A 15,386-nucleotide genomic window follows, 5' to 3' on the forward strand; every position below is an offset into this window, starting at 1 on the left:
GGGCGCCGCCCACGGCCCGCGTCCCGGCGAGCGCGGGTGCCCGGCGGCTCATAGATTGGTCGGGTGAGCGGGTCCGTGGGCTGCGGGAAGAGAGGCGGGCGCGCGTGAGGAGACCGGATCTCGATCACGCCGCCCTGTTCGCCGCGACACCGAGCGCATGCCTCGTCCTCGATCCGGAGCTGATGATCGTGGACGTCAACCGCGCCTACCTCCGGGCGACCGACCGCACCCGGGACGAGCTGATCGGGCAGTACGTCTTCGACGCCTTCCCGGACAACCCCGCCGACCCCGAGGCCGCGGGCGTGCAGGAGCTGACCGACTCGCTGCGCCAGGTGCTGGTCTCCCGGGAGCCGGACCCCATGGCGGTCCAGCGGTACGACATCGCCGTCCGCGACCGGCCGGGGGTGTTCGAGGAGCGGTGGTGGTCGACGATCAACACCCCGGTCCTGGGGCCGGACGGCACGGTGGCGTGGATCATCCACCGGGTGGAGGACGTGACCGCGTTCGTCCACTCCCGCCGGGCCCGGCAGATGCCCGGCGGGCAGTTGAGCGAACGCGAGGAGGCGATGGAGGCCGAGCTGTACGTCCGGGCGCGCGAGCTGCAACGGCTCAACGAGGAACTCCGCCGGGCGCACGCCCGCGAACGCCAGGTCGCCCTCACCCTGCAGGAGGCCATGCTCCACTCCCCCGACCTCGCCCGGCACCATGACATCGCGGTGCGCTACCTGCCCGCCATCGGGTCACTGAACGTCTGCGGCGACTGGTACGACATCATCGACCTCCCGGAGAAGGGATTCGCCGTCGCGGTCGGCGATGTCGTCGGCCACGGTCTGGAGGCCGCCGCCGTCATGGGCATGCTCCGCAGCGCCCTCAGCGCCGCCGCCCGCTCCGTGCACGACCCCGCCCGGGCGCTGACGGTGCTGGGCCTGTACGCCCGCTCCATCGAGGGCGCCCTGGCCACGACCGCGGTCCAGGCGCTGGTCGACACCGCCGGCCACCGGATCGTCTACAGCAGCGCGGGTCATCCGCCGCCCGTCCTGCTGCACCCCGACGGCAGCCACGACATCCTCGACGGGGCCACCGACCCGCCTCTGGGCGCCCGCCCCGAACACGTACTCCGCCCCCAGGCCCAGCTGCCCTACACCCCCGGCGACTCCCTCGTCCTCTACACCGACGGGCTCATCGAACGCCGCGACGAGGACATCGACGCCAGCCTGGCCCGCCTCACCGACGCCCTCGCCCCCTGCAGCAGACTCAGCCCGGAACGCCTCGCCGACGCCCTGCTGGCCCGCCTCGGCGTCAGCGCCGGCGCACGCGACGACATCGCCCTGGTCATCGTGCGGCTCTGATACGTGCGCCGCGAAGACGTCCGCCTGGTGCTCAAGGACTACCCGACCTCCCCGGGCTGCACCGCTCCGTTCGCGCCCGTCCGGATCACCGAGATGGTGCGCCGACACGGCGATGGGACGGTGGCCTGATCGGCCTCAGCGCGATCCGCGCGGCACCGCGACATCCGTGAGCAGCGCCGTGCCCGGCGCGGCCGCGGGCCAGGCGCCCTGCTGGGTGAGGACGGCGATCGCGCAGGTCGGGAACTTCTCCCGGGTGCGTTCGAGGGCGTCGCCGAGCGCCTCCGCGGCGAGCAGCAGGACCAGGTCCTGGACCCCGGGACTGTGGCCGACCAGCAGCAAGGTGCGCACGCTGTCCGGGGTTTCGCGGACGACGGCGAGCAGTTCGTCGGCCGTCGCGCCGTAGAGGCGGGGGTCGTGACGGACCGTGGGCGGCGTGTCGAGCTGGGCGGCGGCCAGGTCCCAGGTCTGCCGGGCGCGTTCGGCGGTGGAGCAGACGACCAGTTCCGGGACGCAGTCGGCGGCCCGCAGCCAGCGGCCCGCGGCGGGGGCGTCGCGCCGTCCGCGCTTCGCCAGCGGCCGCTCGTGGTCCTCCACGTCCGGCGGCCAGGCGGACTTGGCATGCCGCAGGACGACCAGTCGGCGCAGTTCCGCCACGGGGCCTCCTCACAGGGTCCTCGCCCGGCCAGACGGCGTGCTGACGGCACCCCACACGGTCGGCGGTCGATTTCGACGATACCGCGCGCGAAGTGGAGAACGGCCGAGCACCGCACGCCGCCCCTCCGCGTGGCGAAGGTCGCGGCAGCACAGCGGCAGCACATACGGAGGACGGGTCGGGGAAGCGGCCGGGCGTCAAGGTCGCGTCAGGCCGGGCCGGGTCTTGCGGGCCGAGCCGTAAGAGAGCCGCAAATTCCCTACGGGGCAGGGCTTGTGGCGCCCGGCGCCACCGTAGGTTCGGTCTCGGCCGACGGATACCCGCAGCGGCCTCGCTCCGCCCACCGGCCGCCGTCCTCGGCCACCGTCCCCCGGCCGTCCGGCCGCCCGCCCAGGCAGGAGGCCGCGCTCCCAGAAAGTCTTCCCATGGCTCTGGCCCCACCCCACGCCCCGAACACGCCGACCTCCGAGGCCGACGGGACGGCCGCCCTCCCCCCGCACGGCGCCCCGGCGCGGGGCGGCCGCCGGCGGCGACGTCGGGAGCCGGGCGGACTCCTCGACCCCAAAGTGCTGCTGACGGCCCTGCCCGAGGCGCTGCGCAAGATGCACCCGCGGGCGCTGGCCACCAACCCCGTCCTGTTCGTGGTGGCCTGCGGCTCCGTCCTGACCTCGCTCTCCGCGCTGATCGCCCCGTCCGTCTTCACCTGGGTCATCAGCGGCTGGCTCTGGCTGACCGTCCTCTTCGCGCAGCTTGCCGAGGCGGTCGCCGAGGGCCGCGGCAGGGCGCAGGCCGCGTCGCTGCGCAGGGCGCGCACGGACCTCTCCGCCCGGCGGCTGCGGGACAACTGGCGGGTCGGCATCGATCTGCGGGGCGCCGTGACCGAACCGGTCGCCGCCGCCGATCTGCAGCCCTTCGACTTCGTGGTGGTCGAGGCGGGCGAGGTGATCCCGGCGGACGGCGAGGTGGTCGACGGTGTGGCCGCGGTCGACGAATCGGCGGTCACCGGCGAATCGGCACCCGTCATCCGCGAGTCCGGAGGCGACCGTTCCGGCGTCACCGGCGGCACCACCGTCCTGTCCGACCGGCTGGTCGTCCGCGTCACCTCCCGCCCCGGGCAGTCCTTCCTGGACCGGATGATCGCCCTGGTCGAGGGCGCGACCCGGCAGCGCACCCCGAACGAGATCGCGCTGCACATCCTGCTCGCCGCGCTCACCATCGTCTTCGTCCTCGTCGTCGTCACGGTGCAGCCGATGGCCTCCTACGCCGGCGCCGCCCAGCAGACCGCGGTGCTCGTCGCGCTGCTCGTCACCCTGATCCCGACGACGATCGGCGCGCTGCTCTCCGCGATCGGCATCGCCGGTATGGACCGGCTCGTCCAGCGCAACGTCCTGGCCATGTCGGGCCGCGCGGTCGAGGCCGCCGGCGACATCAACACCCTGCTGCTCGACAAGACCGGCACCATCACCCTCGGCAACCGCGAGGCGGTCGCCTTCGTCCCGCTGCCCGGCATCGACGAACTCCGGCTCGCGGACGCCGCCCAGCTCTCCTCACTCGCCGACGAGACGCCCGAGGGCCGCTCCGTCGTCGTCCTCGCGAAGGAGAGGTACGAGCTGCGGACGCCGGCCGAAGGGGAGCTGCAGCACGCCGCGTACGTCGACTTCAGTGCGCAGACCCGGATGAGCGGCGTCGATCTGCGCTGGGCCGACGGGTCCGGTTGCCGGATCCGCAAGGGCGCGGCGGCTCAGGTTGTCGCGTGGGTGACCGGTCTCGGCGGCCAAGTGCCGTCCGAGGCGCGGATGTTCACCGACGCGATCGCGGCGTCCGGCGGCACTCCCCTGGTGGTCGCGGTGCACGACCGGTACGGGGCGCGGGTGCTCGGCGTCATCCACCTCAAGGACATCGTCAAGGACGGTATCCGCGACCGCTTCGCCGAGCTGCGCCGGATGGGCATCCGGACGGTCATGATCACGGGTGACAACCCGCTGACGGCCAGGGCCATCGCCCAGGAGGCGGGCGTCGACGACTACCTCGCCGAGGCCACCCCCGAGGACAAGCTCGCCCTGATCGCCCAGGAGCAGGAGGGCGGCAAGCTGGTCGCGATGACCGGTGACGGCACCAACGACGCACCCGCGCTGGCCCAGGCGGACGTCGGTGTGGCCATGAACACCGGGACCTCGGCCGCCAAGGAGGCCGGGAACATGGTGGACCTGGACTCCAACCCGACCAAGCTCATCGAGATCGTCGAGATCGGCAAGCAGCTGCTGATCACCCGGGGTGCGCTGACCACCTTCTCGATCACCAACGACGTCGCCAAGTACTTCGCGATCATCCCGGCGATGTTCGCCGGCGCCTACCCGGGCCTGTCGGCCCTGAACATCATGGGCCTGCACAGCCCGACCTCGGCCATCACCTCCGCGATCATCTTCAACGCGCTCATCATCATCGCCCTGATCCCGCTCGCCCTGCGCGGCGTCCGCTACACCCCGGCCTCCGCGCACGACCTGCTGCGCCGCAACCTCACCCGCTACGGACTCGGCGGCCTGATCGCCCCGTTCGTCGGCATCAAGCTCATCGACCTGCTGATCTCCCAGATCCCCGGTCTCGGCTGAGCACGGCCGTGGAAGGATCACACGCATGGGGACGAACACGCCGGTACGCCGGCTCAACCTGGGCTACTTCATCCGACCGGCATCGGAGGCCGGCGGCTCGTACCCGCGGGTCGAGCCCGTGCTCGGCTACCTCGTACGGCACGATCAGGGGCTGATCCTCTTCGACACCGGCATCGGCGGCGGATCCCCCGAAACCGACGCGCACTACCGGCCCCGGCGCCGCGCCCTGCCGGACGCCCTCTCGGCCGCCGGAGTCGCCCTCGCGGATATCTCCCTGGTCGTCAACTGCCACCTCCACTTCGACCACTGCGGAGGCAACCCCCTGCTGGGTGGGGTGCCGATCCTGGTGCAGGAGGCGGAGCTGGCGGCCGCCCGCCGGGGTGGCTACACCATCGACGGACTCGTCGACTTCCCCGGCGCGAGGTATGAGGAACTCGCCGGTGAGGCCGAGATCCGGCCCGGGGTCTGGATCATCCCCACGCCCGGACACACGGCGGGCCACCAGTCGCTGGTGGTCCGTCGAAACGACGGCTCCGTGGTCCTGGCCGGGCAGGCCCACGACTTCGCGTCCGAGTTCGCCGCCGACCAGCTGGCCCGCCACGCCGCGCTGGAGGGCGAGGAGCAGCCGCTTCCCCCCTATCGGCCCTGGCTGGACCGGCTCACCGCGTTCGACCCGCGCCGTGTGCTCTTCGCCCACGACTGCTCGGTCTGGGAACCGTCCCACGGCACATGCGGATAGCCGATTTCCGCCGCGGCCCGCCGACTCCCGCACCGGACCACCGAATTCACCACCGGAAAACACCTGCCGACGACTGGCGGTCGGTCCTGCCGTGCTCCCCGTGCAATTCTCAGTACATTACGGACTGGCACCATCCGGTGAAGGGAACCGGTAGCGGCCAGTCGACGCGTGAGGAGCGCGGTGCATGGTCTTCCGGAATTGCACGGAACGGCTCGGACGCAGGCTGCAAGGCGCGGCCGAGCACAGCTTCCGCCGCCTCGACGAGCGGCTGCCGGCGGCATCGGCGGGCAAACTCCTGCGCAAGGCGTTTCCGGACCACTGGGCCTTTCTGCTCGGCGAGCTGGCGCTCTACAGCCTTTTGGTGCTGGTGCTCACCGGCGTCTTCCTGACGTTCTTCTTCGACCCGAGCATGGCCGAGATCACCTACCACGGCTCCTACCGCCCCTTGCACGGCACGCGGATGACCCAGGCGTACGCCTCCACCCTCCGCATCAGCTTCGATGTGCGCGGCGGACTGCTCATCCGCCAGGTGCACCACTGGGCGGCCCTCACGTTCCTGGCCAGTATCGGCGTGCATATGCTGCGGATCTTCTTCACCGGCGCCTTCCGCCGGCCCCGCGAGGGCAACTGGCTGATCGGCGTGACGCTCTTTCTGCTGGCCCTGCTGGAGGGATTCTGCGGATATTCCCTGCCGGACGATCTGCTCTCCGGCACCGGCCTGCGCACCGCGGACACCATCATGGGCTCCATTCCCGTCGTGGGAACCTATCTCTCCTTCTTCTCCTTCGGCGGCGAGTTCCCCGGAAACGACATCATTCCGCGCCTGTACACCCTTCACATTCTCCTCGTACCCGGCCTCCTCATCGGGCTCGTGACGGTCCATCTGATTCTTGTGGTGTATCTCAAGCACACACAGTGGCGCGGCCCGGCGAGAACCAACACGAATGTGATCGGCCAGCCCATGTTCCCGCTGTGGCTCACGAAGTCCACCGGGCTCCTCCTCATCCTGTCGGCGGTCTTCGCCGTCCTCGGGGCGGTCGGCCAGATCAATCCGGTCTGGGACTACGGCCCCTTCCAGGCGGACCAGGTGTCCACCAACGCACAACCCGACTGGTACGTGGGATTCCTCGAAGGCGCGCTGCGGTTGATGCCTCCCTGGGAGAGCAACCTGTGGGGGCACACCGTCATGTGGAACGTCTTCATCCCCGCGGTGGCCCTTCCCGGAGTGCTCTTCGGCGTGCTGTACGCCTACCCGTTCTTCGAACGGTGGGTGACCGCCGACCGCGGTGAACTGCATGTGTGCGACCGCCCCCGCGAGCAGCACACCCGTACCGCTCTCGGGGTCGCGGCGATCTGCTTCTACGCGGTGCTCCAATTGGCCGGCGGGAACGATGTCATCGCCTTCGTCTTCGGCCTGTCGATCAACGCCCTGACATGGGTGCTGCGCGCGGCGGTGGTGGTCGTCCCGCTGCTCGGGTTCCTGGTGACCAAATGGCTGTGTCTGGCACTGCAGCACCGCGATCGGGAGCGGCTGGCCGAGGGCGAGGAGACCGGGCAGGTGCACCAGTCCGTCTACGGCGGTCTCCACGAGGAGCACCGGCCGCTGCCCGCCGCGCAGCGCTACACGATCCTGGCGCGGCAGGCACCGCGGGCGCTGGAGGCGCCACCCGCAGAATTCGCCGAGACCCTTCCCCGGCGGCAACAGCTGCGCCTCGCGCTGAGCCGTTGGTACTACCGCGACCAGGTCGCCCTGCCGCCGGTTCGGCAGCAGAAGCAGCAGGCCGCGGCGGTTCCCGGCGGGCCGGGAGCCGATGGCGCCCAAGGGCCTGCGAGCCCGTAGGGGCGTCGGTTCTCGCGCCTCCTGAAGGAGCGTCAGGGTTCGCGGTCCCCGTACTCGAAGAGGAAACCGAAGACGCCGCCGGCCAGGAGGCCCAGGCCGATCAGGAGCAGCCACACCCCGTAGACCACGCCCAGCGCGGCCACGGCGTATCCGACGGCGGTCATCACGGGGCAGATGCTGCGCGGCGGGAAGAAGTTCACCGGGCCGGACCGCTGCTGGATCTCGGCGTCCTTGTGGTCTTCGGGGCGGGAGCCGTGCTTGCGCTGCTGCACGTAGAGGAAGACGAACACCAGGGCGCTCATGAGGAAGGACACGGTGAGCGCGGTCGAGCCGGCCGGTTCGGCGTCCGACCACCAGGTATAGCCGATCGCCGTCACGAAGAAGAACAGCGTGACGCCGGCGAAGAGACATGTTTCGATCTTCATCGTCGCTCACCCGGCCGGGGTGTCGGGGGGACGGTGGGACTCCCGGTCGACCGACGGCCGGTCGCCGGCGGCAGGAACCGGCAGGCGCTCGCCGACTTCCGGGTGGTGCAGATCGAAGGCCGGCGAATCGGAGCGGACCCGCGGCAGCGTATGGAAGTTGTGACGGGGCGGCGGGCAGGAGGTGGCCCACTCCAGCGATCTGCCGAAGCCCCAGGGGTCGTCCACGCGGACCCGCGGTGCGTAGCGGGCGGTGTGCCAGACGTTGTACAGGAACGGCAGCGTGGAAGCACCGAGCAGGAAGGAGCTGGCCGAGGAGATCGCGTTGAGGACGGTGAAGCCGTCGGCGGCCAGGTAGTCCGCGTACCGGCGGGGCATCCCCATCTCACCCAGCCAGTGCTGCACCAGGAACGTGCCCTGAAAACCGAGGAACAGAATCCAGAAGTGGACCTTCCCGAGCCGCTCGTTCAGCATCTTCCCGGTCCATTTGGGCCACCAGAAATAGAATCCGCCGAACATCGCGAAGACGACCGTGCCGAACAGCACGTAATGCAGATGCGCCACGATGAAGTAGCTGTCGGTGACCTGGAAGTCCAGCGGCGGGGACGCGATCAGCACACCGCTGAGCCCACCGAGCAGAAAGGAGACAAGGAATCCGATGCTCCACAGCATCGGGGTCTCGAAGGACAGGCTCCCGTGCCACATGGTGCCGATCCAGTTGAAGAACTTCACACCGGTCGGCACCGCGATCAGGAAGGACAGTACGGCGAAGAACGGCAGCAGCACCGCCCCGGTCGCGAACATGTGATGGGCCCATACCGAGGCGGACAGCATGGTGATGGCGATCGTGGCACCGACCATCCCGACATAGCCGAAGATCGGTTTGCGACTGAACACCGGGATGATCTCGGAGATCACGCCGAAGAACGGCAGCGCGACGATATAGACCTCCGGGTGGCCGAAGAACCAGAACAGGTGCTGCCACAGGATGGCGCCCCCGTTCGCGGCATCGAAGACATGCGCACCGAACTTCCGGTCCGCCTCCAGCACCAGGAGGGTGGCCGCCAGCACCGGGAACGCCAGCAGCGCCAGGACGGACGTGAAGAGCACGTTCCAGCTGAAGATCGGCATCCGGAACATCGTCATGCCGGGGGCGCGCAGGCACACGATCGTGGCGATGAAGTTCACCGCGCCCAGGATCGTGCTCAGACCGGCCACGACGAGCCCCATGATCCATAGATCCCCGCCCGGTCCGGGCGAGAACACCGGGCCGTTCAGGGGCGCGTAGGCGAACCAGCCGAATGACGCGGCCCCGCCGGGAACGATGAAGCCCGACACCACCATGAGGCCGCCGAGCAGAAAGAGCCAGTAGGTAAAGGCGTTCAGCCGTGGGAAGGCGACGTCCGGCGAACCGATCTGAAGCGGCATCACCGCGTTGGCGAAGCCCGCGAACATGGGAGTGGCGAAGAGCAGCATCATGATCGTGCCGTGAATGGTGAACAGCTGGTTGTACTGCTCGTGGGAGACCAACTGCATTCCGGGGGCGGCGAGTTCGGCCCGCATCAGCATGGCCAGCACCCCGGCCAGGAGGAAGAATCCGAATGCGGTGACCATGTAGAGGTTGCCGATGACCTTGTGATCGGTCGTCGTGAGCCACCCCAGTACGACCCGGCCCGGCTTCGACCGGTCCTTTGCCGGTGCCGCCCGTTCGACCTCCTTTACCTCCGTCACCTACGCCCCTTCCACCTTCAGGAACTCCGCCGCGGAAAACCCTCTCCGCCATAATGGCCGCTCCCCCGGCGAGCCGTGGCGCGTGGGCAGGGGGCCGTAGGAGTGAAATACGAAGCGGTGCCCCGGCGCGCACGACGGGACGGCCGCGGGATTTCCTTGCGCCACCCGGCTGATTGTGACCGACAAGCGTTTCGACTCCAGCGGGTTGCCGACGTGACGGGCTGTCAGCGGCAGGACGATACCTCCGGCATCACAAGAGGAAACGGCAAGGAGCATCGTGAGAAGCGTTGTGCGGGCGGGAAGTATCGCCGGGGCCTGCGGCCTCGTTCTGCTGAGCGCGGGAATCGCCCGGGCCCAGCCCATTCCGGATCTGCTGGACACCGCGTTGGGCGCCGACCTCGTCTCCCTTACGGGTGCGCCTCAGGGCGTGGCGTGCAACAACCGGCTCGGCAACATCAACTACCACATCCCCGCCAGGGACTCCCGCCCCTGTCTGAACGGACCGGTGCACAGCGGAAACACCGTGCACGGCGGAAACGTCCACAGCCGCGGCAATCCGAACGACAGCGGCAACGTCACCAACACCAACGGGTCCACCACCAGCAGCAATTTCGTCGATGGTGCCGCGCACGGGAGCAAGAACGCCATCCAGCGCGTCGTCAAGCGGCACTGAGTCCGCACCGGCCGCCACGCCCCCGCCGGCCCGCACCCGGGCCGGCGGGGGTCGTCACAGGTCGACCGTGACCTCGACCTGCTCGGGGGCCGCACCGGCGGCGGTGACGGTGAAGACCGCGACGCCGTCGGAATCCCCGGCCACGAGCGGCGACGTCCGCGCATAGCCGTCGTCGTCCGTCCGTACCGTGATGGTCTGCCGGTCCCCCTCGAAGAGGGCCTGCTCGCTCGTGGCCACCCAGGCGAACGTCACCTCGGCGTGGCGCACCGGCCTGCGGGAGCCCCGGTCGACGAGCCGGGCCGTCAGCGGCTGGGCGAAGGTGGCACGGCGGCCGGCGTGCTGGCCCGCGCCCCCGATCGGCTCGATGACGAGTGTCTGCGCCGAGCCCGATTCCGCACTCATGCCGCCTCCTGACGGAAAGACCTTGTTCGTGGCGAGGTGCCCGGCTGCATATCCCGGGGATGCCGGTGATGTTAAGCAGGGCACCGTGCCGGACTCGCCTGCGACCTCCCCATTTACCCGGAGTTCCTGCGTTGGGGTGACGGAGGGAGCCGTGCCGCTCTCGGCGGGTCGTGCGCGCCGATTCGCTTGTCAGGGCTTGGACCGTGCCTTGGGTGGTGAGGCGAACGTCCGGCCATGGAGCCTCCGCAAAAACCCGTTGGGCAGACCATGGCGACCTTGCTAATCTTCCGGAGGCCGTGCGAGAGAACGAGGAGGTGGTACCCGTGAACGCAGTATCGACATGGGTGCTCCCCTCTGGGGTCACGGCCGGGCGATAGGTCGTCCGGGAGCGCCGCTGTGAGCACTCCCGAAAGGCACGACCATGCAATTCACTTCCGAACAACTCCTCGACGACGGGGTCCTGGAGCGCGAATTCACCCTCGGCGAGATCCCCGGCACCCTGTGGACGCCTGAATCCGCCGCACCGGCCCCGCTGATCCTGATGGCGCACAACAACAGCCTGCCCAAGCGGGACCCCCGGCTGGTGGCCCGGGCCCGGCACTCCGCGGCATCCGGCTACGCGGTGGCCACCATCGACGCCGCCGGGTGCGGTGACCGGCCCCGTTCCGCCGCCGACGAGCAGGCCCGCGCCGACCTCCGCCGGGCGATGCAGGCCGGCGAGCCGGTCGACGAGATCTTCGAGTCCTTCATCTCCCCGCTGGTCGAAAACGCGGTCCCGGAATGGCGGACCACCCTGGACGCCCTCCTTTCGCTGCCCGAGATCGGCGGCCCGGTCGGGTACTCGGGGTGGACCGCCGTCGGCATCCGGCTGGCGGTGGTCGAGCCGCGCATCGCGGCCGCCGGTCTCTTCGCCGGGGGTTACGTGCCCCGCGCCCAGCGCGAGGAGGCCCGGCAGGTCGGCATTCCGCTGCTGTTCCTGCTGCAGTGGGACGACGAAGGGAACCCCCGGCAGCGGGCCCTGGACCTGTTCGACGCCTTCGGCAGCAAGGAGAAGACGCTGCACGCCAATCTGGGCGGGCACACCGGTACCCCGTGGTTCGAGGTGGAGGACGGGGACCGGTTCTTCGGCCGGCACCTGAGGTGAGGCCGGGCCGTCAGGGCGGCAGCAGACGGTAGGCGGTTCGGCCATGGCGCCGTCATCGAGGACCGGCCCCGGCCCTCGATGACGGCGCCCGGCGACGCCGCGGACGGGGAGGTCAGCGGGCCGCGAGCAGAACGGAGTTGTACGGGGTGTAGTCGTAGTCGGCGTACGTACCGGCGCGTTGGATGCCCTGGCAGCCGGTGCCGTTGGAGCCGGTGCAGTTACGGGCGATGGCGCCGCCGGTCTGGTTGTTGAAGAACCTCTTGACGCCGAACTGGTTGCTGATGTTGTGGGCGCCGTAGGTGTACCACTTGTAGGTGGGGTGGCCGCCGTTCCACCCGGCGTTCGGGTAGAGGCACACATACCCGGACGGGCATCCCTGGTACTCCCCCGCCGGGCCGGCCGCGTGCGCGGCGGGCGCGCTCGCACCGAGCGTCAACAGCGCGCCGCCGGCGAGTGCGGCGGCCGCCGCCACCGTCTTCCTGATCGTGCTACGGACCTGACGCATGGAGCATTCCCCCTGTCGATGACACGGCCGCGCACGGAGACCGCGGCCGCCTTCCGCATCTGCATCCTGCACGTGCTCCGAGAGCCCGACCAACCGAGAATTCGGCCATTCCGGGCGAATCACTCCGCCACCACCCACCACGCGGATGTCGGGTTCTCCACCTGGTGCCGGGGGACGGGAGGCCGGGCCCACGGAGCGTCAGCCGGTGCGGCGGGGGATCACCGCACGGTGAGGACGAGCTTGCCGGTGGTGCGGTTCGTCTCGCCCAGCGCATGCGCCTTGGCGGCTTCCGAGAGCGGCAGCGCCGCGTCGACATGGACGCGCAGCGACCCGGCCTCGACGAGGTCGGCGACCGCCCGCATGCCGGCCTGGTCGGCCTCGACGATCATCATCTCCAACCGGACGCCCAACTCGGCCGCCTTCTTGGCCTCGTCCTCCGTCGGGGGGCCCACGATCGAGACGACGATGCCGCCCGGGCGCAGCACGTCGAGGGATCGGGTGCGGATGTCGCCGGCGAGGGTGTCCAGGACGACGTCGACATCGCTGACGACCTCGGCGAAGTCGGCGGTGCGGTAATCGATCAGCTCGTCCGCGCCCAGCTCCCGCAGCAGGTCGTGCTTGGCGGCGCTGGCCGTCCCGATGACATGGGCGCCCCGGGCCTTGGCGATCTGTACGGCGAGATGGCCGACGCCGCCGGCGGCCGCATGGATCAGCACCCGCTGCCCGGGCCGGATGTCCGCGAGGTCGACCAGCGCCTGATGGGCCGTGAGGGCGGCGAGCGGGATGGCGCCCGCTTCGATGTGGCCGATGGCGGAGGGCTTGCGGACGAAGGCCCGCGCGGGGCCGGTGACGTACTCGGCGTGCGAGCCGACACCGTAGGGGTAGGGCAGCATGCCGAAGACCTCGTCACCCGGCTTGAAGAGGGTGACACCGAGGCCGACGGCCTCGACGACGCCGGAGACGTCCCAGCCGAGGACGTACGGCGGCGACCCCAGGAACAGGCCGCCCGCGCGGTGCTTCCAGTCGGTGGGGTTGACGCCGGCCGCGTGGACGGCGATGAGGACCTCGCCGACGCCCGGGGTGGGTCGCGGAAGTTCGACCTCGGTGAGGACTTCGGGGCCGCCGTGGGCGTTCTGGCTGATGGCACGCATGGTGGGAGAGGTGGCGCGGTGCGCCGTCGAGTCGGTCATATCCCCAGACTGGCGGCGCCGGCGTCACGCGACAATGGCAAGATGGCCAGCATTCGATGGGATCGTGCCATGCGGGGATCGCGCCACATCCGCGCCGCGCTCACCTGCCGCTCAGACGCCACTGGTCGCCTGGAACGACCGCCGGTAGGCCAGCGGGGAGACGCCGATCACCGAGTGCAGATGCTGACGGAGCGAGATGGCGCCGCCGAAGCCGACTTCGTGGGCGATCCGCTCGACGGACAGATCGGTGGTCTCCAGCAGCCGGCGGGCCTGATGGACGCGCTGCTGGATCACCCAGCGGCCCGGACTGGTGCCGGCTTCCTCGGTGAAGCGGCGGGCGAAGGTACGCGGGCTCATCTCGGCGTGCGCCGCGAGGTCGGCGAGGGTGAGGGGCTGGTCGAGGCGCTCCAGGGCCCACTCGCGGGTGGCGGCGGTGCCGGTCGCGCCCGGCTCGGGCATCGGCTGCTCGATGTACTGGGCCTGGCCGCCGTCCCGCCAGGGGGGTATGACGCAGCGGCGCGCGATGTGGTTGGCCAGCTCGCTGCCGTGGTCCTTGCGGACGAGGTGGAGGCAGAGGTCCACCCCCGAGACGGCTCCGGCCGAGGTGAAGATGTCCCCGTCGTCGATGAACAGCACGTCGGGATCGAGGGTGACGTGCGGGAAGAGCCGGCGGAAGGTGTCCGCGAGCACCCAGTGGGTGGTGGCGGTGCGCCCGTCGAGCAGGCCGGCCGCCCCGAACAGGAACGCGCCCGTGCAGATCGACACCAGCCGGGTACCGGGGCGGATACGGGCCATGGCGGCGGCCATGGCCGGCGTGAGCCGGTCGGAGAGCAGGCTGTGGTCATAGGGCGGGACGACGACCGTGTCGGCGCTCTCCAGGGCCTCGGGCCCATGATCGGGGGTGACCGAGAAGTCCGCGCCGGTCCGCACCGGCAGGCCGTCGACGGTGCAGGTGACGACCTCGTACAGGTGCTTCGCCTCGCCGAAGACGCGGTTCGCTATGCCCAGCTCGAACGGGTACACACCGTCGAGGGCCAGCACGACGACGCGGTGGACGGACGGCTGCGGCGGTTGCTGCGACGACTGCATGGCATCATTCTATCGAACAGCCATCATCACGCCATTTTCCGCCGGCAGCCGTCCGCGCCCGCGGCCGTCAGCGGGCGCAGGGCGCGCCCCGCCCGGGGGTATGCGCCGCCGTCCAGTCCAGGATCTGCACCGCCGCACCGGCGGCCTCCCGCCCCTGGCAGTGCGCATGGTGCCGGCGGGCGATGCCGTCCAGGTCGAGGTGGGAGCCGAAGGCGGGCAGGGCCGCCAGTCGGCGCGCATACGACCACAGCCGGCGGTGGCCGGCGATGCGGTGTACCGCCGCGGCGTCCAGATGCCAGCGGTGCACGGTGTCGAGCTGCACCAGCGTCACCCACAACTGGACGTCGGCTGCGGTGAGTTCGCCCCCCAGTACATACTCCCGTCCGGCCAGCAGCTGCTCCAGCGAGTCCAGCGCCCGCAGCAGGGTCGCCAGCGCGACTCCGTAGGCCGGGCCGCCGACACCGACCCGGCCGGCGCGCTGTGCGGCCTCGTTGACGTCCTGCGCGCAGAGCCGGCCGATCGCCTCGATGTCGGGGCCGGCCTCGGACGGATGGAGCACGGGCCCCTGGGTGCCGAACCGTTCGGACAGGTCCCGCAGGATGTCGGGGGTGTGCGTGCTGACGATCCGCCCCGTCCAGCCGTCGCTGAGCACCGGCGCCGCGGCCGGTCCGGGGTGCTGGTGCGAGCTGGCCTCGTACAGCGGGCGCAGCGTGGCGTAACCGCCGTCCGGAGCGTCGGGGACGGCGGGCAGCAGCGTCACCGGGAGGGTGTCGCCGAGATCCAGCAGGCTGTGGGTGATGGCGATGCTCAGACAGTGCGGACAGGACGGAGTCAGGTGCAGGCGGTAGCGGTGCGGCACGGCGTAGTGGCCGCTGCGCGCATCGCGGCCGATCCTGCCGCGCAGGGGCGGCACGGCGTCCGGGGAGGCGGCGGAGCGCCGGGATGTGGCGGAGTCTGGGGTTGCGGCGGGCACGGCAGACGTGGCGGACATGCGGCTCCCTGGGGTCCGGGGCCGGTACGCGGACGCACGAGGGCGCGCGG

General features: G+C 70.7%; 14 protein-coding genes and 1 pseudogene. 7 read left to right on the forward strand and 8 right to left on the reverse strand.

From position 1 onward, the window contains the following. Positions 1-104: 104 nt before the first annotated feature. A complete protein-coding gene (locus ACZ4NB_RS00205) occupies positions 105-1,349 on the forward strand; it encodes a PP2C family protein-serine/threonine phosphatase (RefSeq protein WP_467657249.1) in 1,245 nt (414 codons plus the stop codon). A 27-nt stretch (positions 1,350-1,376) separates the two neighbouring features. Next, positions 1,377-1,478 (forward strand): annotated as a pseudogene (locus tag ACZ4NB_RS00210) (DNA alkylation repair protein); the annotation flags it as partial. 6 nt (positions 1,479-1,484) lie between these two features. Here the strand turns inward: ACZ4NB_RS00210 and ACZ4NB_RS00215 are convergent. Beyond that, complete coding sequence (locus ACZ4NB_RS00215; RefSeq protein WP_467657738.1) at positions 1,485-1,994, reverse strand: SixA phosphatase family protein; 510 nt, start codon at positions 1,992-1,994, stop codon at positions 1,485-1,487. A 432-nt stretch (positions 1,995-2,426) separates the two neighbouring features. On the opposite strand from ACZ4NB_RS00215, the gene kdpB reads away from it, so the two are divergent. The 3 genes from kdpB (at position 2,427) to qcrB (ending at position 7,189) form a co-directional block, all read left to right on the forward strand. Beyond that, complete coding sequence (gene kdpB / locus ACZ4NB_RS00220) at positions 2,427-4,610, forward strand: potassium-transporting ATPase subunit KdpB (RefSeq protein WP_467657250.1); 2,184 nt, start codon at positions 2,427-2,429, stop codon at positions 4,608-4,610. Positions 4,611-4,635: 25 nt separating this feature from the next. Beyond that, positions 4,636-5,349 (forward strand): N-acyl homoserine lactonase family protein, encoded by a 714-nt coding sequence (locus ACZ4NB_RS00225; protein ID WP_467657252.1) that lies wholly within the window; start codon positions 4,636-4,638, stop codon positions 5,347-5,349. Between the two features lie 184 nt (positions 5,350-5,533). Then, positions 5,534-7,189, forward strand: coding sequence for a cytochrome bc1 complex cytochrome b subunit (gene qcrB / locus ACZ4NB_RS00230; protein ID WP_467657253.1), 1,656 nt, complete (start codon positions 5,534-5,536; stop codon positions 7,187-7,189). A 32-nt stretch (positions 7,190-7,221) separates the two neighbouring features. Here qcrB and ctaF read toward each other — a convergent pair whose 3' ends face one another. Next, entirely contained in the window at positions 7,222-7,614 is a 393-nt protein-coding gene (gene ctaF / locus ACZ4NB_RS00235; RefSeq protein WP_467657255.1) for an aa3-type cytochrome oxidase subunit IV, read from the reverse strand. A gap of 6 nt (positions 7,615-7,620) precedes the next feature. Next, positions 7,621-9,273, reverse strand: a complete 1,653-nt coding sequence (gene ctaD, locus ACZ4NB_RS00240) for an aa3-type cytochrome oxidase subunit I (RefSeq protein ID WP_467657739.1) — start codon at positions 9,271-9,273, stop codon at positions 7,621-7,623. 346 nt (positions 9,274-9,619) lie between these two features. On the opposite strand from ctaD, the gene ACZ4NB_RS00245 reads away from it, so the two are divergent. Continuing rightward, positions 9,620-10,015, forward strand: a complete 396-nt coding sequence (locus ACZ4NB_RS00245; RefSeq protein ID WP_467657256.1) for a hypothetical protein — start codon at positions 9,620-9,622, stop codon at positions 10,013-10,015. A gap of 54 nt (positions 10,016-10,069) precedes the next feature. On the opposite strand, the gene ACZ4NB_RS00250 is transcribed toward ACZ4NB_RS00245, so the two are convergent. Continuing rightward, complete coding sequence (locus ACZ4NB_RS00250) at positions 10,070-10,417, reverse strand: Ig domain-containing protein (protein WP_467657258.1); 348 nt, start codon at positions 10,415-10,417, stop codon at positions 10,070-10,072. Between the two features lie 421 nt (positions 10,418-10,838). Here ACZ4NB_RS00250 and ACZ4NB_RS00255 point away from each other — a divergent pair, with 421 nt between their 5' ends. Beyond that, positions 10,839-11,561 (forward strand): dienelactone hydrolase family protein, encoded by a 723-nt coding sequence (locus ACZ4NB_RS00255; RefSeq protein ID WP_467657260.1) that lies wholly within the window; start codon positions 10,839-10,841, stop codon positions 11,559-11,561. A 112-nt stretch (positions 11,562-11,673) separates the two neighbouring features. Here ACZ4NB_RS00255 and ACZ4NB_RS00260 read toward each other — a convergent pair whose 3' ends face one another. From ACZ4NB_RS00260 to ACZ4NB_RS00275, 4 genes are all read right to left on the reverse strand, one after another. After that, positions 11,674-12,066, reverse strand: a complete 393-nt coding sequence (locus ACZ4NB_RS00260) for a hypothetical protein (protein ID WP_467657261.1) — start codon at positions 12,064-12,066, stop codon at positions 11,674-11,676. Positions 12,067-12,284: 218 nt separating this feature from the next. Continuing rightward, the gene (locus tag ACZ4NB_RS00265; RefSeq protein WP_467657263.1) at positions 12,285-13,256 is read right to left on the reverse strand and encodes an NADP-dependent oxidoreductase; all 972 of its coding nucleotides are present in this window, start codon (positions 13,254-13,256) and stop codon (positions 12,285-12,287) included. A gap of 111 nt (positions 13,257-13,367) precedes the next feature. Beyond that, positions 13,368-14,345: a GlxA family transcriptional regulator gene (locus ACZ4NB_RS00270; protein WP_467657265.1), complete on the reverse strand. Its 978-nt coding sequence runs from the start codon at positions 14,343-14,345 to the stop codon at positions 13,368-13,370. A 67-nt stretch (positions 14,346-14,412) separates the two neighbouring features. Beyond that, positions 14,413-15,336 carry a glutathione S-transferase C-terminal domain-containing protein gene (locus ACZ4NB_RS00275; RefSeq protein WP_467657266.1) on the reverse strand — a complete coding sequence of 308 codons (924 nt, stop codon included), beginning with the start codon at positions 15,334-15,336 and terminating at the stop codon, positions 14,413-14,415. Positions 15,337-15,386: the final 50 nt, after the last annotated feature.

It is taken from the genome of Streptomyces sp. NPDC026575 (assembly GCF_055567415.1).